The organism is Paenibacillus mendelii (assembly GCF_024498075.1).
GTDB classification, from domain to species: Bacteria; Bacillota; Bacilli; order Paenibacillales; family Paenibacillaceae; genus Paenibacillus_Z; species Paenibacillus_Z mendelii.
Genome location: NZ_JANHOF010000016.1, coordinates 14,603 through 36,184, shown reverse-complemented (window position 1 = coordinate 36,184; position 21,582 = coordinate 14,603). Strand labels below are relative to the sequence as shown.

Sequence of the window (21,582 nt, the reverse complement as noted above, 5' to 3'; positions counted from 1 at the left end):
CTGCCGGAGCGGATAGCAATAGAGAAGAGGAGGAAGCCGGTTGTCGGTCTTGTACATTTCCGATTTGGACGGGACGCTGCTCAATGATGAGCAGCTCGTAAGCCCGGAAAGCGTGGAAATTCTGAATGATTTGATTGATCGGGGCATGCTGTTCACGGTAGCGACGGCGCGCTCAATTGAATCCGCCTCTTGGCTGCTTCGGGATCTTTCCCTGCGTCTGCCTGTAGCCTATATGAACGGCGTGTTTATTCATGATCCGCTGACAAGGCGCAATATCCGGTCTAACTTTCTTCCGGACCCCTTCACAATGGAAGTCTTGGCTGCTTACATGCATAATGACTTGCAGCCGCTTCTATATACGCTAGACGACAATGGCGTCCCGCATGTTTACTATAAGGGGATTCGCAATGCAAGCGAAGAGAACTACATTACAAGCCGAACCCTGCTTGGTGATTCGCGATTTCAATTGGTGACCGGCTTTGATAATCATCGTGAGGAGTCGGTTTTGACGGTCAATGCCATTGATACGCTGGAGCGTCTTTTGCCTGTCTATGAAGCATTCCGTTATCGCAGCGAGGCGATTTGTCATTTTGGACCGGATATCTACACGCCGGGATACTATTGGCTGGAGATCGCCAACAGCCAGGCAAATAAGCGGGATGCATGTATATTCCTGAAGCAGTATGCCGACGCAAGCAAGCTCGTATGTTTCGGAGATAATTTGAATGATTTGCCGATGTTCGAGGCAGCGGACGAGAAATATGCGGTATCCAATGCGCATGAGCAGGTTATTCAAGCGGCATCGGGAACGATTCTGGCCAATGCGGAGCATGGCGTGGCCCATTATCTAGCATCTGTCTACGGAAATAAGCCATAATCTGATACAATGAGCCTAGAAGATTTACATACGAGGGTGAGGAATACCAATATGAAATTTAGACCGTGCATCGATCTTCATAACGGGAAAGTGAAACAAATTGTCGGCGAATCGTTGACAGCGGCGGCTTCGCAAGGCGGCGTTATCGAAAATTTTGTATCTGCATACGATTCCGCGTACTATGCGGACTTGTTCAAGCGTGACGAGCTCACGGGGGGCCATGTCATTATGCTTGGCGGAGGTAATGAAAAGGCGGCATTAGGCGCGCTTCGCGAATATCCGGGCGGATTGCAGATTGGCGGCGGCATCAAGGCAGATAATGCGGCTCATTATTTGGAAAACGGGGCCTCGCATGTCATTGTGACATCTTATATCTTTCAAGACGGCGAGCTGAATATGGAGCATCTGAATCGGATCGTGTCGGAGGTCGGCAAAGAGCGGCTGGTAATCGATTTGAGCTGCAAGCAGCGAGATCATAAGTGGTTCGTCGTTACGAATCAATGGAAGACGTTCAGCAGCTTTGAGGTGAACGAAGCCAATTTGCGGGAGCTTGAGCAGTACTGCAATGAATTTCTCGTACATGCCGTCGATGTCGAAGGCAAGCGGACAGGCATTCTAGAAAGTCTGGTCAGCCTGTTAAGCCGGTCTGTGTCGATTCCAACGACCTACGCAGGCGGTGCACGTTCACTTGAAGATCTAGCCTTGTTCAATGCGCTTACAGAAGGGAAGCTGGATATAACCATAGGCAGCGCACTGGACATCTTCGGAGGGGCACTGCCATATGAAGAGGTAGTTGCTTATTCGAAGCAGTTCGAATAATTGTATGGGATCCAACGGGGGACGTACATGATTGCAATCTGATTCTATAGCAACGCTTCATAGATTGGGAGAGCGGGGACTTGGGCCGCCTCTCTTTTTTTTATCTCCTTCCTTCCCTTCATGCGGCATGCCGAAGAGGCCTCGTAAGCTGCGAAGCCTCCTCAAAAAAAGATACAAATCAATAACAAAAATCTTACAATCGATTTACATAATAATGAAATCATGTTAAATTATAAGCTAGATGAAGCGAAAATGTTCAATGATTATGGGGGGTGTCTGATTCATTTTATGCGGCAGATTTATTGAAGAAAGGGTGAATTAATGAGTGATACATACGGACCATATATATTCTATAGTTCATGATCATACAATAACCAGAAATCATTGCTGGATTTTTTGCGGGGGAGTGGAGTCATCATGTTGAAACGTATGGTCAGGAGTGAGAACGAATTATCCGTTGCGGATCTGCAGCAGGCTCCGACTTTTTCCGTAACCTACCCGAATGCCTCTAGCAAATACGTGGTAGTTGCCTGTTTGTTAAACATCGGTCTGCTCGCCATTACGAATGCAACGAAAGTCGAAAGTATCCGGGTTGCATCTTCGATCGCCTTCATATTGGTAGAAGTGTTTCTATTTATTCGACTGTACATAGAAATTCGCCAGAAGCACGCCTTACTCCTTCGGGAGAAAGAGTTATTTATCGGAAAACAGCATTTGACTCCCGAGCAGCTGACAGAAGTGACCTTCACGACGAATTATATCGATCTTCATACGAACCGACGCAATTGGTCGGAACGGATCGTACGATTCCGTTTTGCGGGGAACAACGAGAAAGACAGAGCGGCCGAACGGCTTCGTGCTTGGCTGATGCGTCATGAAGTGAAAACAGTGAAAGATGTATAGCGCTGCCTGCAAGCTTCGTATTTCCCGTCTTCGGGAGCTGCGAAGCTTTTTTTCTACTATCTGCATGCGTATCGATGGTATAATGTGGACATCGTGCGGGTTGCGGGGCTTTAGGAATGAAGAGAATCAATGAAGGAGGCAGAGCATTGTCCATACTATCCAAGCAGCTTGCGCAGCGGATCGAACAGTCTGAGATTGATTATATGATGGACCGAATGATGGCGATCCGTGAGCGGCAAGGCAATCCAGAACATGTCCAGCTCCGCTCTTTTGGCGGGGCCGCCGCTATCGCCAGCAAGGGGATGCCCTGGCCGCAGTTCAATACCGTCAAAGGGTTCGGGCTCGATGAGCTTCTTCTGCTGCCGGAAATTCTAGCCTTCTACGCAGAATGTGGCTGCCGGCCGCAATTTGAAATTACCCCGGCTAAGGCGACGCCTGAGCTGCTCAAGTTACTCAGTGAGCAGGGCTTCATGCCTGGCGGATTCCAAGCCTCGTTCTATGCGGTACCTGAGGCTGCTTCAATGAACCTGCCGGCTCATATAAGGATTAGACGGCTGGAACGGGATGAAATGACGACCTATGCGCGCATTCATTGCCTTGGCTTCGGAATGAATGAGAGCGGAATCGAGCCGATTGCTGCGAATAATGCGGTCTTGCAAGGAAGGCCAGGGTGGCACTTCTATATGGGCCTTGCCGATGAGATCCCTGCAGCTGCAGGTGTCATGTATGTAGAGAATGGAACAGCGTCCTTGACGTTCGCAGCAACGCTGCCGGAGTACCGTTCACGAGGACTCCAATATGCTTTGGTAAGACGCCGAATGCAGGAAGCTGCCATGAATGGCTGCCAGCTGGTGGTTAGCCAAGCGGCATACCTGTCGCCGAGCCACCGTAATATGGAGCGCGCGGGAATGAAGCTGGCCTATACGCGCATGAATATGGTATTACGATAAGTAGGCATGCTTTCGTTTTCTAAATGGATAAGTAAACAGCTGCAGCGGGGAGGTGTAACTTATGATACCGATCAAGCTTCCGCGGGAGGATAAGGACCGTATTATTGATGCGCTGATCGCCTTCTATTATGAAGAGCGCTCAGAAGAGCTTGGGCATATCGGAGCTGAGCAGATCATCGATTTTCTGCTGAAAGAAACAGCGCCTTATGTCTATAACAAAGCGTTGGCGGACGCCAGGCAGGTCATAGCAGAGAAAACAGCTTCAATCGAAGAAGAGCTGTATGCGATGGAGCGAAGAACGTAAAGGCAGGAGGAGAATCGAAGAATGGATAATACGAAGCGATTTTCTAATCGGGTCGATAATTATGTGAAGTATCGTCCCGGATATCCGCAGGCTTTGCTCGATTATTTGGTTGAGGAGTTAGGGATCAACCGGGGAAGTGTGTTAGCCGATGTCGGCGCGGGAACGGGAATCTTCACCCGGCTGCTGCTTGAACGCGGTAATGTTGTCTATGCCGTGGAACCGAACAAAGAGATGCGCGAGGCAGCAGAAGCACAGCTTGAGGGCGATAACCATTTCATATCCATCAACGGCTCGGCGGAGCAAACGACGCTGAAGGACGCCTCGGTGGATGCTATTCTCTCTGCACAAGCCTTCCATTGGTTCGATCCTGAGCCGACGAGCAAGGAGTTTCGCCGTATATTGAAGCCGGGCGGGATGACGGCGTTAATCTGGAATAAACGAGATGTGGGGCGCAATGAATTCGCGACCGCATACGATCAATTGATGAAGAGAATAGCTCCGGATTATGAGAACGTTAAGCATATGCGTCTGGGTGACGCGGATTACCGCGCATTCTTTGGCCGTGGAAGCTACTCCAAAGCCTCGTTCGACAATGAACAGCATCTTACGTATGAAGAGCTGCTCGGCCGGGCGAGTTCATCCTCGTACACGCCGCTGCCGGGTACGGAGGCCTATCAAACCTTCGTCCAGGAGCTAAAGGCTCTGTTTGCCGCCCATCAGAAGGATGGCTATATTCCATTCCATTACGTGACAGAAGTATATTACGGACATATGTAGAAGACGGAAGGATTGATGAAAAACATGATCATGGAACTTGCCATCCTGCAGGTTAAACCCGAGCTGGATCATACATTTATCGAGCAATTTAAAGAAGCTTCCGAGCTCATTGCTTCGATGGAAGGATACATCCGCCATGAGCTGCAGCGCTGTATCGAACGGGAGCATCAGTATGTGCTGCTGGTATGGTGGGAAACGCTCGAGGATCATGTGAGTGGATTCCGACAATCCGCAGAATATGGACAGTGGAAACGGCTGCTCCATCACTATTATGAACCGTTTCCTATTGTGGAGCACTATGAACAGATCCCGCTGGCGGTGAATAACCCGGCAACCTGAATAAAATGGCTGAACAGGCTAGAGAGCCTGTTCAGCCATTTATTTCATGCGCAAATGGTTGTCAGCGTACATCCACGTATTAAAGGGATACAGCTCCTTCGGCTCAGTCAAGGACGCCAGGTTAATGGAGCGGGCACTGCTGTAAGCTTCGCGAAATCGGGAAGGCGTTATGCCCTTGATTCGGTGGAAGCAGCGAGAGAAGTAATGCTCGTCTTGAAACCCGCAAGCGAAAGCAACCTGCTTCACACTCCATTCTTCGTAGAGCAAATGGCGGCAAGCCCTCTCAATCCGGCGGTGCACGATAAGCATCTGCGGCGTCAAGCCAATGTACCTTCTGACCTGTCTCGTGAAGTGAGCATGCGTCCATCCCGATGCGTGAGACAATTCCGCAACAGAGATCGGCCGGTGCAGCTGATTCTCCATATACGAAATGGCTGTCTGAAGCTGCAGAGGAAGGGCAGGACTGTTCGTCTGCGAACCGTTCTTCCATTCCTCATAGGCAGAAGACAATTCCTCCAGAATGACGCAAAGCTGTTTATTTCCTCGCTCTATCCAGCGCTTGGGCTTCGTCGAGCCAAGCAGCATAATTTGTTTCAACAAGCTTTCCGCCAGCGGATTCAACACGGGCAGGAAGGATGCTTCTCTCAAGAATGATGTATGGTCGTTATCCGGGATATTAGCCCATTCGAAATGAATGAATAGATGATGGGTCGGCTCCGATGAATCAAAATCATACGTGTGCAATTCATCCGGACGGGTCAGGATGTAGCCGGGCTCCGTCAGTTCGATCGTATGATCGTTCGTCCTATAGATCGTCCCGGTGCCCTGCGGAAAATAGACCAGCTCATATTCGGACAGCCGGCGGGGAGGCAGACTTGCCCCGGCTTTCGCCGAGACATCACCGCAGAATACTATTGAAGGGTATGTCTGCTGCTCTCCTCCGCAGGACGTACCGGTAATAGACATAAGCGCTCACGTTCCAATCCATGCCGATTTGCTTCAACTATAGCGTAACGGGAGCTGTTTTGGCAACGCTTTCGAAGCAGGCTTACATCCCTTTCATTTGACCGTCCGGCATGGCCATCATCCGCTTGGCCGCGGCGGGCTTGCCGGGTTCGAGAACAGGTAGATCGACCCTCGTGCCGAATGCTGGGGCGGCATAGGGAAGATGCGTTTGTCCCCGTGCTAGAATATGCGAATAATTAGCGGAATCCCCCTCGAAGGCTTCGCCGTGATTCCACGGGACCCAAGACCGTGCGTTACAGTAATGGCAGACGTATGCGCGGCGGAAGCGGTCTTCTGTCTTGTTCGGGTAAGAGCGGTGGAGCAGATGCGATTCGAAGAATAGAACGTCGCCTGCTTTCATTGGAACTGGAATAATCGCCGGATACCTGGCGGCCACCTTGGACAGCGAATTCGCTTCATCGTCCATGCTGCTGGCATGAAGGACTGGGGGCAGCGAATCGAATGCGCCAGTCGCGTGAACAGACTGAACCGGATCTGCGTCTGGATAGACAGGTTCGTTGCAGCTTCCCGGAGCGACCCATAAGCAGCCGTTCTCGATATCGACGTCCTCAAGCGCGATCCACGCACCGATTAACGTCTCGGGATATGTCGTAATATAATAGGCATCCTGGTGCCAGCCTTGACCGCCGAGCCCTGGTGGATTGAAGAATAGCATGGACTGCAGGGCAAGAACATCGGGACCGATTAACGCTTCAACGACATCCAGTACGCGAGGGTGAAGCAAACCCCATTCGCCGACCGCCTGGTTCCGATGAAGCATATGAATGCGGGTAACGCGAGCGGATTTTTCTGCTGCCGACATCTCGGGATCATAAGCGTCATGTCCGGCAACCGGGATCTGGCCTTCATACAAGCCGTCAGCCCAATCATGGAGCTTCTTCACATCTGCTTGATCCAGGAGGGAAGGGACGACGAGGTATCCTTCCCGCTGATAATGTGTGTATTGATCGGCATGAACGCGGTAGCGGTCGGGACGTGCAACAACTTGCGGCATATAGGGCATTCCATGGGCCTCCTTGGTATGGATACAATTTACTTCATTATCCACGCTGCGGATGCCGGAAACAATGGAGCCAACGAACAGATGGTGGACTGATTTGCTCTCACGATATCAATCTTCAGCCGGCATAGGCGTTAGTATAGGAGGCAAGTAACAAACATGACCAATTGCTCGAGCGGATGTCCGTGACATCCTGGCAATCCAGCCCGTGACCGATGCGTGTGAGGGATCGGGAGGCGGCCGGATTGAACATAAAGTTTTGGGATAAACATGTGAAAATGTTCCAAATTCTTCTCCATACATGTTAAACTGGACACAGATGTGCAGCGATAACCGTCTCATATCGGCGAGAAGGCTCGCTTCGCCAATCGTACAGGGAGGTTTGGCACGATGAACAATTGTGCGGTAGTTACGAAACCCGCCATGAATTTGGTCGGAATCAGTTACTGCGGTCCTTACTCGACATTCCCAGATGAAGCCATCCGATTGCAAAGCGAATTCCTTGCCCGCAAGCATGAATTGAACGGGGAAGTGCTATCCACGGCGCTTCACAGCCCTTACTTTGGCAACGAAGTGTTCGCAACCTATTGGGCATGCTACGAAATTGCCCACATGGAGCAGGTTCCCGATGGGATGGTGCAATTTACGATCCCCGAGCGGCAGTATGCTATGGTCAGGTGTACCAATAAACGCATTGGCGAAGGCTATGAGCAGCTGTTCGCGTGGATGAATGAACTTAAGCTGGCCAAGCGGGATAATGCCGTCTCGCTTGAAATTTTTTATATTGATGAGCACTTGGAGGAAGAACCGGTCGATCTGCTCATACCGATTCAAGAGAAGGAGTAGACGACGGCAATATGACGGCTGCTCGATTTTTCACACATCCTCTTGGTATACTGGCAGCCTCGGTAGGCGCTACAATGTTATGGGGAAGCTCCTATGCTTTTCTGAAGCTCAGCTATCAATCGCTGCAGATCGGTCCTTCGGACACATTCGAGCAGCTTCTGTTTGCCGGATACAGATTTACGCTGGCCGGGCTTCTCATTATGGTGTACATGCTGATCCGCAGAGAGACATTGGCGTACCGCTCCGGCAGCGGGATGCTGCTCATCCGGATTGCGCTGCTGCAAACGGTGCTTCAGTACACATTCTTCTATGCCGGGATGTCTCTTAGCGAAGGCATGGTCGGATCAGTCATTGCAGGCACGATATCCTTCTTCCAGATTGGTCTTGCGCATGTCCTCTACCCCGATGACAAGCTGAATAGGACGAAGATGATAGGGCTGCTTGTCGGCTTTACGGGGCTGCTCGTATTAGGGCTGTCCAATCACGGGAGCGTCAGGAGCTGGATATTCTCCTATGGTGAGCTGCTCTTGATCGCATCGGCATTCTTCAGCGCAAGCGCGAATTTAATATCCCGAAGAGGAGCTGTCTCCTACAGCATCTCCTACATGAACAGCTACCAGATGCTTCTCGGGGGAATCGCGTTAATCGCCGCATCGGCATGGCGTGTCGGTCTGACGCCATTCCTGTTCGACTGGCGGTCTTCACTGATGCTGCTTCATCTGGCTATCGTATCGGCGGTAGGCTTCATGCTCTGGAACAACGTGATGAAGTACAACCATGTTGGCAGCGTGTCCATGTACTTGTTTCTCATTCCCGTGTTCGGGGTTGCGCAATCGGCGCTGTTGTTATCAGAGAAGCTGCATGCAGCTGTCCTATTCTCGCTCTTGCTGGTCTGCCTGGGCATCGTCATCGTGAATCGAAGGAAGAAAGTGGGTATGGCTGCTGTTATCGAGAATGAATAGGATATGCGGCGGGCTGTCACTCCGTGTTTTAGGCCGGGGTGCGGCTGCTGGCTTGGTTGCGGGGATCGTGCTAGGTCTTTGTCTAAAATGGTTTCAGATCCTTACCGGCGAGCGTGTCTATACGTTACTGTTAAATATTGATTTCATACCTTACATGCCGATGCGGCTGACGGAAGCAGGGGAGTTTGCACTCCATCTGAGCGTATCCGTTCCGCTCGGCATTGTTTATCTGGTGGCCGTCAAGTGTCGGGGACGGTATATGCGATTCGGTGTGTTGACGGGGGTACTCGCTTCTCTGACATGGGTGCCACTAACGCTCGTATCCGACCGTGTACCGTCGATTCATGATGGGCAGGCGTTATGCCTATGGCTGATCGGCCATGTAATCTATGGGATTACGTTAGCGCAGACGGCTAGAATAATGTTTCCAGTGAACGAACGTTCAACAAGCAGATGAAGGAGGAGAGAGCGATGCCCGTACCGGTATCCATTATCGACGCATTTACTTCAGAGCCGTTCAGAGGTAATCCGGCTGCGGTCTGCTTGCTCCAGGAGGAGCGTGAAGAGCAATGGATGCGGCTTGTCGCAGCCGAGATGAACCTGTCCGAGACGGCATTCCTGATGCAAAAGACGGACGGAAGCTACGGACTTCGATGGTTTACACCGCTCGATGAGGTTGATTTATGCGGCCATGCCACACTTGCGGCCGCTCACTACCTATGGGAGCATGGCCATCGAGAACCGGAACATAAGCTGCTGTTCCTTACACGCAGCGGCATCTTAACTGCTGAACGGACGGCTGATGGCATTACACTTGATTTTCCAGCTGAACCGGTTGCTCCGGCAGTTGCGCCCGAGGAGCTCATTCAAGGACTCGGATTAATTCCCCGTTATGTAGGCCGGAACCGGATGGACTATGTCGTTGAAGTGGACAGCGAGCGAACGGTTCGAACGCTTCAACCCGATATGGCGCTTCTGTCTCGAGTGGAGACAAGAGGCGTTATCGTAACCGCCCGGGCCGACGGCGGACCTGGCAGCCGCTATGATTTTGTTTCCCGGGCTTTTTTTCCTTCTATCGGAATTAACGAGGATCCGGTTACGGGTTCGGCACACTGCGCACTCGCTCCGTATTGGCAGCGTCGATTGCGCAAGGATGAGCTGGTGGCTTATCAAGCCTCCGCCCGCGGCGGGGAGCTGCTCCTTCGGCCGGTTGGCGACCGAGTACGGATGAGCGGAACGGCCGTCACGGTCATGAACGGACATTTACGAACATGAGATGATGTTCGGATGGGGGAGAGCACATTTGTTGATGAAGAAACGTGGATGGCGGCTGTGCATTCGGTTATCAGCTGAATGGGGTGGCCATCGATGCTGACAGGCAGTTCTATCAAACCTACTCCGTACCGGCAATCTGAAAATAATAGGGCCGCAGCCCAAGTCGTTCGAACGACTTGGGCTGCGGCCTCCTCAATAGATCATATGATCAGTCCAGTATAATTGTACGTTCCATTTGCTTCATAGCTTCTTCCCCGATAATCCCGATTCGCCATATCGCGATGCCTTTGAGGCTGTGACGTTTGGCTAGGCCAATCTTGGCATTGACTGATTTGGCATTCTCGCTGCCGAAGGAAATGCCGAGCACGAGCTTTTCCTTGGGAACTTCTTTCAGAGCCATCCGGATCGCTTGGTCCACGCGATCCATCGGTTCTGGACCTTTCTCGCCCTCATACGGATAGGCCATGACGATTAGCTCGTCGGCATACTTAGCCAGCGCTTTGTAGTCATAACCGTGATAGGCGCCATTCAGCGGATGAACCGCCAGCGACAGCTTCAGGCCCGCAAGCTTGGCCTGCTCGCTCAGCAGACGAACGAATTCGGTGTAGGACTGCTTGGCTTGCTCAATATCGCCAGACCAGCCAATTCCCTCGAAGTCCACTGAAATCCCTTGGAAACGATTATCACTGGCTTGCTTGACAATGGTGTCAATGGCTTGCGCGCGAAGAGTCTCATCGTTGAGCAGCTTCGTGAGCTGGCCCTTACCATCCGTTCCGAAAACCATCAAAAACGGGCTGTTTCCGTCCGATGTCACATCGTCGATAATTTTCTCCGGTGTCAGATCGCCCGCTGGTTTAGGCCAAAAGAAGCTCTCACCCTGCAGCGTGATCTGCCCTTCGTCATCAATCCGGGTCCAGCCGAATGCCACCGAATCGAAAGAGGGGACATAGTGTATTTCCGGGAAAGAAGATATGGCATAGAAACCAACCGTGTATAGATCCTCCCGCGGAGAACGGATATCGACAGTACGTGTCTTACCATCCCATGAAACCTGCGCTCCGAACTGCGTGCTGAAAAAATTAAGAGGAACGAGGGTGTAACCGTCTTTGGCAATAGGGGCAACATTCAAAGCTACGTTCTGCCCGCCCACTAACGCCTTCTTATCGTTCAGACGCAAGGTAACTTTCTTGGTTTGGTCGCCGACGACTTTGTTGGCCGTGATGGTCTTATTCGCAGCGTTCCAAACCACATTAATGCGAAGCGCTTCGGATATAACCCGGAAAGGAACCATCGTAGTCCCATTGATGACGGTTGGCTCGATTGGAAAAGACAGCGGATAATCATCGAGCATAATCGCGGTTTTGGCCGGTAAAGTTGAGGCAGCGCTGACAGGGATGCTGCCGCTGAGAAGTAGAAGTGCACAGCAGGCTACAGCTCCCATACGAAAAATCTTCACGATTGTTAATCTCTCCCATTCTATCAAGATGTCTCCTTATTATAGCAAGATCAGTTGATAGATGAAAGAATTAAAGACGAAGCAAAACCCCAGGCTCCTATTCAACAAGAAGCCTAGGGTATAGTTTTCTGACAACCTTAAGCGTGATCGCGGTTCCGGCCGCGCAGACCCGCTAATCCGATCAAGCCGAGCAATCCAAGCCAGCCCCAATCAAAATCGTTATCGTTTGCTGCGGTTGTACGGTAATTGTTGGCTCCATTGTCGAATGTATTCATCATCCGGTTGCCAACGTTATCATTCGCCCTTGTACCATTCATGTTGTTCATGTTGTTGTCTGATATTTCAACTGATGTCATCTCAGTACCTGCAGGCTGAGCAAAGACTGGAATGGACAACACAAGGGTAAAGCAGGCGCAAATGAAGAGACACATGACATGCTTTTTCATTCGTAATCCTCCGTTGTTATTCATATTTAGGTACTTTCTTACTATCCCTCAGAGCGGTAAATTATATTCTAATGCTCGCTTCTCGATTCATCTGGCCCAAACGTATGATGTGGCTGATGCTTCCCGGCCATGTTATAATGTGTCTTATTGTATAAAATGGACGAGGTGTGAAACGTGACGTACGACATTCCCAAGCATATACAACGGTTCGGAGACGATATAAACGAGCAGGAGCTCCGTTATCATAACCGACGGGTGCTCGTTTCCAAAGAGTTTACCTTTGACAGTGCTCATCATCTGCATCTTTATGACGGAAAGTGCAAGAGCCTGCACGGTCATACGTACAAGCTGCAAATCATCTTGTCGGGAAAGACGGATAAACGCGGGATTACGATCGATTTTGCCGACATAAAACGGATAGCCAATGAACGAATCATCGACCGTCTGGATCACCGCTACCTGAATGAAGTGCTGCCGCCCATGAACACGACAGCCGAGAACATGGTCGTATGGATGTACGAAGAGCTGTATGCCGCGCTAAGAGAAGAAGGGCTCTATCCTCATGTGCGGATTGAAGAGCTGCGCTTGTGGGAAACGCCGACCAGCTTCGCAGCCGTGACGAGAGCTTTGATGGAGGCGGAGGAGCATGCCGAATAAACATCAGCAGGAGTCTGCAGACTTGTCGTCCGCTATGCTGCCGATGGTTGAAATATTCGAGACGGTTGAAGGTGAAGGCACGCGTGCCGGATTTCCGACCGTCTTCGTCCGTTTATTCGGCTGCAATCTTCGCTGCGTCTGGTGCGATACAAAGTACAGTTACCCGCCGGCAGAAGCCGAATTCAAGATGTCCATTCGTGACATTGTCCAGCAGGTAGAGCAGCAGTATAAGTCAGCCTATGTCTGCTTAACGGGCGGCGAGCCGCTCCTTTATGGCAAACGTTCGGCCGCTTTGCTGCAAGCTTTATGTGAGATAGAACGGATTCGGGATGTTCATGTCGAGACGAACGGAGCGATCGATCTCGCACCTTTTCTTGCGGAGGTTCAATCGGAGAAAGCCCGGTACATCATGGATTACAAGCTTCCCGACTCCGGGGAGAACGGGACGATGGTGCATCATAATTTTGAACTGCTGCGCCCACAGGATGAAGTGAAGTTCGTAATCGCCAGTGACCGTGATTTTGAAGCGGCGGTAGAGACGCTCCAGAATTATCCGACTGCTGCGCTGCCCATGTTCAGCCCCGTATGGGAGTCGATGCCCCCGGATCGGCTCGTTCATAAGATGCTGGAAAGCGGTTTGTCGGGCGTGAAGCTCAATATGCAGCTGCATAAGATCATCTGGGATCCGGCAAAGCGTGGCGTCTAATTTTAACTCTACGAAAAAATAATAGGCTAGGATCCAAAGGCTGCAACCGTTTGAACGGCTGCAGCCTTTTTTCTGCTGAATGCGAATCACTCCGCTATAGAGCGAGAACGCTTGCGGAATACGAGAGGTGTTATGCCTTCATGCTTTTTAAAGCTGCCGATAAAGTGATTAATGCTGCTGAATCCGATTTCCGAGCCGATTTCATCGATGCTGTAGGTGGAGGTCTGCAGCAGCTCCTTTGCAGCGGCGATCTTTAATTTCATATGGTACTCGATCGGGCTGTAGCCGGTATATCGTTTGAATTCCCGGGTGAGATGATACTTGCTGATGAAGAACTCCTCTGCCAATTGATCGAGTGTGATTTTTTCGTTGTAGTGGGTTTGCAGCTTAGTGATGATTTGCTCGATGTTTGGAGGAGGATCCGCGTAGTTCCAGTCGAAAATATTGCTTTGCAGCAGCAGCTCGGTCAATATTTCAACAATGAGCTTTGAGCTAATGATCGGGGAGCGGGCATCTACGGATTGATTGGTCGTAATCAATCGGCCCAGACAATCAGGAATAATGGATCCGGGCTGCAAGGCCAAGACGGGACCGGTGTATTTCTTGATTTGCTTAAAGTAACCGTTACTGCTGCCTCCGTTGAAACGCAACCAGATCATATTCCATAGATTCGTCTGGTCGGTTCGATATTCATAGGGCTGCCGGCAGTCGATGAAGAAGATATCCCCGGCGCGAAGGGTGTAGGCGGACCCGGCATAGTCCAAATAGCCGATACCGGATTCGGTGTATAGAAGTAAGAACGAATCGTCATGGTCCTGCACGACTCGAAAGGACGGCTCCACATAATAATGGCCTGCGGATTGGATGTAGAAAAACATGGATTTGGCAAGCAAGCTGACGTTCGCTTCAATATGAACCGATGGCTCCCGTATTTCCAGACCTTTACTGAGGATTATGTTCATAATCGATGTCCCCCGTTCTCAGGTAAGCAATAATCAACTGTTTTTTGACAATATTATGGGATGATTTTTGAAATAAATGCGCTTACAATTTTATGAAAACGTTTTTATTCTTATTTAAGCACGAAGTAGGCAAAAGAACAATACAAATTAGGAGTTGATTACTATGGAAGCGGAGCAAGTAAGCCAGCTGAGGCAAATAGCGGACCAGCAGCGCAGGATCAATCGGATTCTGAAGGAGCGGTTTGAGAATGAGCCGAATGAAGAATTGAGGGACCTCATCCGTTCGATTACCTTCCTTAACCGGCTTCATGCCAAAACCTTGGACCGGGAAACGGGTCTTATACCGGTTAATAATTATGAGTACACATCCCAGGAGGGAATGGTGGAGCAGAGCGAGGCCTGGCTGAAGGCATTGGAAGAGGGGCGTAATTTGTTTGCCGGCCGTTTCAGCGAAGTGGATGGCTTATGTGTGGATCATGCGTTCTTTAAAGTGGATGGAAGGTTCCACCTCATCTACATTCGTTTGGAAGCCTGCAACATGTGGCAGGAGCTCGGGATGGGCAACTTCGGACATGCATCGAGCCAGGATCTGCTGAATTGGGAGATTCATCAGCCGGTGCTTCCTGTCATTCCAGGATCATGGGAGAATACACATGTGTGGGCGCCGCATGTATTCCAGCATGATGAACGGTACTGGATGTTCTATACCGGGGTGAATGAGAATGCCTGCCAGGCGATCAACGCTGCCGTCTCAACCGATCTCGTCAATTGGGAGCGGGTATCGAAGGAGCCTTTGATCATCCCGCCTTGGGGGTTATGGGCTCCGGAGCACTTCTCCAACTGCCGGGATCCGTTCGTACTGAAGGATGATGACGGTTTCTACTGTTATTATACCGGCTATGTGAAAGAAACAAGCCAATACTGCGTAGGAATCGCCTATTCCAATGATTTGATCAACTGGGAAGACCGCGGATATTCGATTGTGGAGAACAGCACGGAGGTGCCGCCTGAATCGCCCTTCGTCATCAAGCGCGGCGGGATATACCATTTATTCTATACCAGCTATACGCATGGCACGGTTGTGGCTACTTCAACGAAGCCAGACTCGGGGTTCTGTGACGTGTCCGGGGACGGCTTTCAGGTGCTGCAGGGTGTTACGGCAAGCGAGTTTCTGCAGGATGAGGATGGGCAATGGTATATGACGGCGATTACGCATGAGACGAACCATTTTCACTTCATTGAATTCTATCGCTTGGAGTGGCCTGAACATACCGGCGGTACGTTTAAAGTGGTTCCAGTCCGGTCACAGGTATAGGATACTGCGCTTTAATGAAGGGAGGTGATGGGGGAAGGCTTCATCATGAGGTTAAGATAGCTGGGACAGGAGGCAGCGTTGCACAATTACGTTAGAGGGCAGTCAGAGGTAGGAAGGCACGATCAGGATTGATATTGTCTGGTAGGGAGGAATGGATGTGAAGAAGCTTGCATTCGTACTGGGGCTTGCAATTGTGGCCTTGAGCATGGTTAGCGTTGTATTTGCAGCATCGACGGAAATCAGCATTGTACCGGAGTCTGGGAATCATAGTCCGGTTCAACTGACGGATCCAAACGGTACGTTAGGGCAAGAATTTATCGCTCCGCAGTCGTTCAATACAGTCGTGCTGCCGCTGCCAACCTGGGGTACGACCACATCCGGATATACCTTTACGCTGCGCAAGCATGGGCCTAGTGGAGAGATTGTCTATCAGGAGGACATACGGAATGCGCAGGACAATCGGTCGACCATTCAAGTCGGGGATCAAGGAATCGGCCGTTATTATGCTGAGATCAGCAAACCGGTAGGTTCAATCGGATGGTGGACGAGGGAGGATGTTTATAACCGCGGAGCTGCATACGAGAACGGCAAGCCGGTTCTAGGCAGTGACCGTGAAACCATTATTCGATATGTCGAATAAAGGATACGGTTCAGTACGGGTATACCGAGGCTGCAAAAAAACTGGAGGTGACGCATTTGTTATCATCCTTAAGAGTGTCTATTAGAAAGTGGATTCCGGTCATGCTTGTCATCATGCTGCTCACGATGCTCTCCACATTCGGTACAAGTCAAGCGAACTCATCGGAATCCAATACGCAACAAGCATTCGACTATGTGCAGCTGATAGCGGGCAACGCCGGACAAACCTATGAATTGTACAGCGGCTCTGTTCCGGTTGAAGATCCAATTGTGCCGAAAGGGGACAGCAGTGCTTTAGAGCCGCTAGAGAACGGCGGGACACTCGGGCAAGATTTCATGGCGGAGAAGCCGTTTAACGGGGTCAAGATCGAGACGCCGTCTGGACAAAGCGGTTCGGTCAGCTACAAGGCGACGTTATATAAGGACGGACCAAGCGGCACGGAGCTGTATTCCGCTTCGGTTACGAACGCCCAGAATGGAATCAATGATATTCTATTTCCCGAACAACAGCCAGGCAGATATTACGTAGAGATCAGTCAGCCAAGCGGAAATGTCGGATGGGTTACCCAGCCGGTCAGCTATATGATGGGCGCAGCCTACAAAGATGGGGACTTGCTGCTCGATCAAGAACGCGTACTGTCACTCATCTATCCTGTCTTGGCTTCGGCGGGACAGACGTTCCAAGCAGACCGGAACTTTAATGAGGTTCTTCTGAAGCTTCCGTCATCCAGCCAAAGCGGTAGTCTCGAGGTGCGCTTGCATCAAGAGAGTAAGGCGGGAAGGCTGCTGGTGGAATCCAAGGTTGAGTTCGGCGATCCCAGCTATGGCCGAATCAAGGTCGGTAATATGCCGCCTGGAGCCTATTACGTGGAAATCATCAACAAATTGGGTGTACCGTTCCAGCTTGGCATAGGTTCGGTCCCATATGCAGATGGCGTCGCTTATCGCAATGGCATCGCCTCGCCTGAGACCGACTTTGCGGTGGGGTATGGCTTGGCACGCGATTGGCAGCAGTGGGATACGCAGAGCGACACATGGGTCGCTACAGACAATCTCGGCCGGACGGTGTCCACGAACGCGACTTCCGGATCGCCGAGGAAAGATAAATTTGTCGGCATGTTCTATTTCTTATGGATGGGCTATCACAGCAACGACGGACCCTATGATATTACGAAAATATTAGCGCAGGATCCCGATGCGCTGCAGAATGCGAATAGTCCGTTATGGGGGCCGGAAGGCCGATTCCATTATTGGGGAGAGTCCTTATTCGGCTATTACAAACCCGATGATGAGTACGTCCTGCGCAAGCATGCGCAAATGCTGGTGGATGCCGGTGTGGATACACTCATATTCGATACGACCAATAACTACACGTATACCGATAACTTCATGGCACTGCTTCGCGTATTTACCGAAATAAGGAATGAAGGCGGCCGTACGCCGCAAATCGCCTTCCTTGCTCCGTTCGGCAGTGCGTCTTCGGTAACGGAGTCGCTGTGGAATGATCTGTATGGGCCGGGGCTCTATTCGGATCTGTGGTTCCAGTGGGACGGCAAGCCGTTGATTATGGCCGATCCGAATACGGTTCGGGCTGATTTACGTGATTTCTTTACCTTCCGCAAGCCGATGCCATCCTATTTTGAAGGTCCAAGCGGGCCGAATCAATGGGGCTGGCTTGAAGTATCGCCGCAGCATGTCTTCTATGATGCGGACGGGAACAACGAGCAGATGACGGTAGGCGTAGGGCAGAATGCCGTTCCCAACGGCAGCGGCGGATATAAGCTCGGAGCGATGAGCGAGCCGGGAGCGATGGGAAGAAGCTTCCATAACGGGGCTCAGTCCCAGGAGCCCTATCCCTCCGAGCAAGGGTTGAACTTCGCGGAGCAGTGGGAGAACGCACTGGAGGCCGATCCCGAATTCGTCTTTGTAACGGGCTGGAACGAATGGATCGCACAGCGCTTCACGGAATTTAACGGCGCACAGAATCCGGTTATGTTCGTCGATCAATTCAATCAGGAATTCAGCCGGGACATCGAACCCATGAAGGGCGGACACGGCGATAACTATTATTATCAGCTGGTAGATTTTGTCCGGAAGTATAAAGGAGCTTCTCCATTGCCGGCTGCCCAGAAGAAAAACAATGTGAAGATCGACGGCAAGTTTAAAGACTGGGATAAGGTACTGCCGGAGTATCGCGATAATATCGCCGATGAAGCTCGCAGGAATCATCCGGGAGTCGGAACATCCGGGCAGTATGTCAATGAAACCGGACGCAACGATATCATCAGCTCGAAGGCGGCGTATGACAATCACTATGTGTACTTCTACACTAGAACGAAAGAGGCGATAACGCCTTATACCGATCCGAACTGGATGCTGTTATTCATTGACGCCGATCAGAATCACGCAACGGGCTGGGAGGGCTATGATTTCCGGGTAAACCACTCAGCTGCAAGCAGCACGAAGACGACCCTGCAGGCAAGCGCGAACGGGACGGACTGGCAGGATGTCGGTCAAGTGGAATACCAGGTCGGCGGCAATGAAATGGAAATTGAAATACCGCGCCAATGGCTTGGCTTGAACAAGAAGGATCAGGTTTCGCTGGACTTCAAATGGGTGGATAATAGGCAGGTGGACAATGACATCACGGAGTTTACCGTGAACGGGGATAGTGCGCCGAATGATCGGTTCAACTACCGTTTCGAAGGCGAGTAGGCAGCGGAGTTTGTCGATAAGCAGGTACAAGAAAGGGGCTGCCCGCAGCCCCTTTCTTTTCTTGTATGATAGGAACGGTCAGATCGGAACGACCCGGTCCGGACTATGAGAAGCTGTTCTCCACTGGTGAATCTGTCAGACTAACTTGAAAACCAACCTCGAACATTCGTTTCCATGGCATGCGCACATCATGGATTTCAATCCGTTCAGGCTGCAAATCCTGGAGATAGGTATGTACGAAAGCCTTGAGCTGATCCCGGACCAATTCGGTAACCGCATCATAGCATTCGGCAACGTTGAAATAATTGCCGCCTAGTAGCGGAAGATGTTCATGCAGCGTCCGTGATCTGACAATGGCTTGATAGCCCCAATCCTCTATGAGCCGCGCGATCAAGAAGGCACGGCTTTTCGCCATCCTATCGACCGATTCGCCGGTTGCAGGGCGAGAATAGTAAGACTCGATAATGCCATGCGCAATAACGGTTCCGAGCGTATTGCCAGACGTATTCCAACCGGCGTAAGCCTGCAGCCGGCTTAACAGTCCTAAGCGGGACAACAGCTGCATGAGTGATTGATCGCTGCCGTTCAATGCAGCAACATCGGCAAGCGCAACCGTTCGTCCTTTGTCCATGTAGTTCTGAATAGCAGCGGCAAATTCCCGGATGTTGACCTCGGAAAAATAAGAACGATGGCGCGAGGACAACGGTGAGGCGGCATCAGCAACAGCATTCTGCCCTGCCGCGGGCGAATGGACCATTAAGATGAAATCCGCCTCATGGGAATTGTCGGCAAGCAGACCTCCGGCTGCAATAACCTGCGATTTGATACTCTCGCCGAGTGTACGGTCTTCCAGACATGGAATGATCGTCGGCCCGAGCGTCGAGGAATAACGCGTAAACAATTCAGGCCGGTAGCTGCGCCGCTCGCAGAAAACGCGAGCGATGAGCGTACAGCCGACCTCGTCGGCTCCTGGATAAATATGAATGCGATCCGAGAGATTAAGGCTGTCCGCCAGAACAATAAGCTTGTTCCGCTCGGATGCGGTAAATCCGTATTCCGCATTGTCATCGAGCGGAATTATGAGTGTATCGATAATGCCTTCATGAACGAATTTGACGGAGGCTTCATTAATGAATGCGTTTACACTTCGCCGCTGCAAATGCTCGGTAAGAACCGCTTGCGGAATAACCGTATGCAAGCGCTCCCATTCCGCTTGCTCGGATGCCGGAAGCTCGCCATAGGTGCGCTTATCGCTGAGCCAGGAATACCGGTAGATGCTCTCCCCATGCTGCTCATAGTAAGCCGGCTCCTCATCGTCGCTATTATAAGACGGGGTGCGCATGATGAGATTGAAGGCATGGATCCGGAGGGAGGGATGGGCCGCCTTCAGCTCTCGCAGAATCGATAGCCGCTGAAGACATTCTTCTTCCGTATGATGATGCAAGCGTGAAGGGACAATGCCGCCGTAAACGAGCATATCGATGGAAACGACTAAATCATTGGCGTCTTGCGCGGATTCGATTAACCAATTCATGATTCCGGTCGTATCGGCAGGGCGCTTCTTGTTCCCAAGAAGGTGAAGAGGAGGTGAAGTTAACGGTAATTCACCGATGCGGGCTAAAGCGGCAGGATACTCATAATTACAGGGCCTCTCATCCAGCGGAACATACACGAGATCATTCATATCAAATTACCTCCATTGCATAGATTTGTATGAAATAAGTATAGCATGACTTCCTTTTTTGAAAAAGAGAATAAATCCGATAACAAAAGAGTAAAAAAAGAAATCTTCCATTTTGAATTGTTCGATGGTATGATTATTGTAATAAAACCCAGACTACACCCAGTCAAAAGGAGCGGAACTAATGAAAGATGCACTCATAGAAAGGCTGCGTAACGGGTGCGTTGTATCGTGCCAAGCGCTGGAGAATGAACCTCTGTTTGGTTCGGATATCATGAGCGCAATGGCTGTTGCCGCGGAAGAGGGAGGGGCAGTCGCGATTCGAGCGAATACGCCAAAGGATATTGAAGCGATCAAGAAACGATGCTCCTTACCGGTGATTGGTCTATACAAGCAAAATTATCCGAACAGCGACGTATATATTACACCTACGATGAAGGAAATCGGTGCCGTGCTATCAGCGGGCGCTGAATTTGTCGCTGTGGATGCTACGAATCAAACAAGGCCTGACGGTCTGGCATTCAGACAATTGCTGGAGCGCATTCGGTACATATATCCAAAAGCGATCGTCGTTGCCGATATATCTACTTATGAAGAAGGCGTACAGGCGATGGAGATGAACGTCGACATTGTGTCCACTACGATGTCGGGATACACCCCTTACAGCCGGCAAAGCAAAGAACCGGATATTGGGCTTGTGCGCAAGCTTGCAGCACGGAACGAGACGCCGGTTCTCGCTGAAGGCCGGATTTGGACTGTAGATGAATGCTTGCAATGCTTCGAGGCAGGAGCGCATGCCGTTGTTGTCGGTACTGCGATCACGCGTCCACAGGAGATAACGAAGCGGTTCGTGAAGGCTATCCACAGAAGAATCGAGCATTCCTCTAATCTTACAGCAAACTAAGGGATGCTCGTGTGACAAACATC

23 protein-coding genes are annotated in these 21,582 nt (G+C 50.9%); 17 read left to right on the top strand and 6 right to left on the bottom strand.

Annotated features, from left to right (window positions below; translation table 11 throughout):
• Positions 1-40: 40 nt before the first annotated feature.
• From NNL21_RS29790 to NNL21_RS29760, 7 genes are all read left to right on the top strand, one after another.
• The gene (locus NNL21_RS29790; RefSeq protein WP_204818980.1) at positions 41-877 is read left to right on the top strand and encodes an HAD-IIB family hydrolase; all 837 of its coding nucleotides are present in this window, start codon (positions 41-43) and stop codon (positions 875-877) included.
• A 51-nt stretch (positions 878-928) separates the two neighbouring features.
• Positions 929-1,696, top strand: coding sequence for a phosphoribosylformimino-5-aminoimidazole carboxamide ribotide isomerase (gene hisA / locus NNL21_RS29785; protein WP_204818981.1), 768 nt, complete (start codon positions 929-931; stop codon positions 1,694-1,696).
• Between the two features lie 417 nt (positions 1,697-2,113).
• Entirely contained in the window at positions 2,114-2,599 is a 486-nt protein-coding gene (locus NNL21_RS29780; RefSeq protein WP_204818982.1) for a hypothetical protein, read from the top strand.
• Positions 2,600-2,715: 116 nt separating this feature from the next.
• Positions 2,716-3,549 (top strand): GNAT family N-acetyltransferase, encoded by an 834-nt coding sequence (locus NNL21_RS29775; RefSeq protein WP_204818983.1) that lies wholly within the window; start codon positions 2,716-2,718, stop codon positions 3,547-3,549.
• Positions 3,550-3,610: 61 nt separating this feature from the next.
• Positions 3,611-3,853, top strand: a complete 243-nt coding sequence (locus tag NNL21_RS29770) for a DUF2164 domain-containing protein (protein ID WP_256555573.1) — start codon at positions 3,611-3,613, stop codon at positions 3,851-3,853.
• A 21-nt stretch (positions 3,854-3,874) separates the two neighbouring features.
• Complete coding sequence (locus NNL21_RS29765) at positions 3,875-4,630, top strand: class I SAM-dependent methyltransferase (protein WP_204818984.1); 756 nt, start codon at positions 3,875-3,877, stop codon at positions 4,628-4,630.
• 24 nt (positions 4,631-4,654) lie between these two features.
• Positions 4,655-4,969 (top strand): antibiotic biosynthesis monooxygenase family protein, encoded by a 315-nt coding sequence (locus tag NNL21_RS29760; protein ID WP_204819121.1) that lies wholly within the window; start codon positions 4,655-4,657, stop codon positions 4,967-4,969.
• A gap of 39 nt (positions 4,970-5,008) precedes the next feature.
• Here the strand turns inward: NNL21_RS29760 and NNL21_RS29755 are convergent, their stop codons facing one another.
• A complete protein-coding gene (locus NNL21_RS29755; protein ID WP_204818985.1) occupies positions 5,009-5,935 on the bottom strand; it encodes an AraC family transcriptional regulator in 927 nt (308 codons plus the stop codon).
• Between the two features lie 82 nt (positions 5,936-6,017).
• On the bottom strand, positions 6,018-6,998 hold the full coding sequence (locus NNL21_RS29750; RefSeq protein WP_204818986.1) for a phytanoyl-CoA dioxygenase family protein: 981 nt from the start codon (positions 6,996-6,998) through the stop codon (positions 6,018-6,020).
• A 387-nt stretch (positions 6,999-7,385) separates the two neighbouring features.
• Between NNL21_RS29750 and NNL21_RS29745 the strand changes: the two genes are divergently transcribed.
• The 4 genes from NNL21_RS29745 to NNL21_RS29730 are packed head-to-tail and all read left to right on the top strand — an operon-like array spanning position 7,386 to position 10,078.
• The gene (locus NNL21_RS29745; protein ID WP_204818987.1) at positions 7,386-7,841 is read left to right on the top strand and encodes a GyrI-like domain-containing protein; all 456 of its coding nucleotides are present in this window, start codon (positions 7,386-7,388) and stop codon (positions 7,839-7,841) included.
• 11 nt (positions 7,842-7,852) lie between these two features.
• Positions 7,853-8,803, top strand: coding sequence for a DMT family transporter (locus tag NNL21_RS29740; RefSeq protein WP_204818988.1), 951 nt, complete (start codon positions 7,853-7,855; stop codon positions 8,801-8,803).
• Positions 8,796-9,260, top strand: coding sequence for a hypothetical protein (locus NNL21_RS29735; protein ID WP_204818989.1), 465 nt, complete (start codon positions 8,796-8,798; stop codon positions 9,258-9,260). Before NNL21_RS29740 ends, NNL21_RS29735 begins: the two co-directional genes overlap by 8 nt.
• Before the next feature lie 14 nt (positions 9,261-9,274).
• On the top strand, positions 9,275-10,078 hold the full coding sequence (locus NNL21_RS29730; RefSeq protein WP_204818990.1) for a PhzF family phenazine biosynthesis protein: 804 nt from the start codon (positions 9,275-9,277) through the stop codon (positions 10,076-10,078).
• Between the two features lie 208 nt (positions 10,079-10,286).
• Here NNL21_RS29730 and NNL21_RS29725 read toward each other — a convergent pair whose 3' ends face one another.
• Together NNL21_RS29725 and NNL21_RS29720 are read right to left on the bottom strand one after the other, a co-directional pair.
• The gene (locus NNL21_RS29725; protein WP_256555572.1) at positions 10,287-11,534 is read right to left on the bottom strand and encodes a stalk domain-containing protein; all 1,248 of its coding nucleotides are present in this window, start codon (positions 11,532-11,534) and stop codon (positions 10,287-10,289) included.
• 137 nt (positions 11,535-11,671) lie between these two features.
• Positions 11,672-11,980, bottom strand: coding sequence for a WGxxGxxG family protein (locus tag NNL21_RS29720; RefSeq protein ID WP_256555571.1), 309 nt, complete (start codon positions 11,978-11,980; stop codon positions 11,672-11,674).
• A gap of 174 nt (positions 11,981-12,154) precedes the next feature.
• Here NNL21_RS29720 and queD point away from each other — a divergent pair, with 174 nt between their 5' ends.
• Complete coding sequence (gene queD, locus NNL21_RS29715; RefSeq protein WP_204818991.1) at positions 12,155-12,637, top strand: 6-carboxytetrahydropterin synthase QueD; 483 nt, start codon at positions 12,155-12,157, stop codon at positions 12,635-12,637.
• Positions 12,627-13,343: a 7-carboxy-7-deazaguanine synthase QueE gene (locus tag NNL21_RS29710; protein ID WP_204818992.1), complete on the top strand. Its 717-nt coding sequence runs from the start codon at positions 12,627-12,629 to the stop codon at positions 13,341-13,343. The genes queD and NNL21_RS29710 overlap by 11 nt, the downstream gene beginning before the upstream one ends.
• An 86-nt stretch (positions 13,344-13,429) precedes the next feature.
• On the opposite strand, the gene NNL21_RS29705 is transcribed toward NNL21_RS29710, so the two are convergent.
• A complete protein-coding gene (locus NNL21_RS29705; RefSeq protein WP_204818993.1) occupies positions 13,430-14,305 on the bottom strand; it encodes an AraC family transcriptional regulator in 876 nt (291 codons plus the stop codon).
• Between the two features lie 163 nt (positions 14,306-14,468).
• On the opposite strand from NNL21_RS29705, the gene NNL21_RS29700 reads away from it, so the two are divergent.
• From NNL21_RS29700 to NNL21_RS29690, 3 genes are all read left to right on the top strand, one after another.
• Positions 14,469-15,620 carry a family 43 glycosylhydrolase gene (locus NNL21_RS29700; protein ID WP_204818994.1) on the top strand — a complete coding sequence of 384 codons (1,152 nt, stop codon included), beginning with the start codon at positions 14,469-14,471 and terminating at the stop codon, positions 15,618-15,620.
• A gap of 157 nt (positions 15,621-15,777) precedes the next feature.
• Entirely contained in the window at positions 15,778-16,260 is a 483-nt protein-coding gene (locus tag NNL21_RS29695; protein WP_204818995.1) for a hypothetical protein, read from the top strand.
• Positions 16,261-16,316: 56 nt separating this feature from the next.
• Entirely contained in the window at positions 16,317-18,974 is a 2,658-nt protein-coding gene (locus NNL21_RS29690; RefSeq protein WP_204818996.1) for a hypothetical protein, read from the top strand.
• A 103-nt stretch (positions 18,975-19,077) separates the two neighbouring features.
• Here the strand turns inward: NNL21_RS29690 and NNL21_RS29685 are convergent, their stop codons facing one another.
• A complete protein-coding gene (locus NNL21_RS29685) occupies positions 19,078-20,658 on the bottom strand; it encodes a DUF4127 family protein (RefSeq protein ID WP_204818997.1) in 1,581 nt (526 codons plus the stop codon).
• A gap of 181 nt (positions 20,659-20,839) precedes the next feature.
• On the opposite strand from NNL21_RS29685, the gene NNL21_RS29680 reads away from it, so the two are divergent.
• The gene (locus tag NNL21_RS29680) at positions 20,840-21,559 is read left to right on the top strand and encodes an N-acetylmannosamine-6-phosphate 2-epimerase (protein WP_204818998.1); all 720 of its coding nucleotides are present in this window, start codon (positions 20,840-20,842) and stop codon (positions 21,557-21,559) included.
• Positions 21,560-21,582 lie beyond the last annotated feature (23 nt).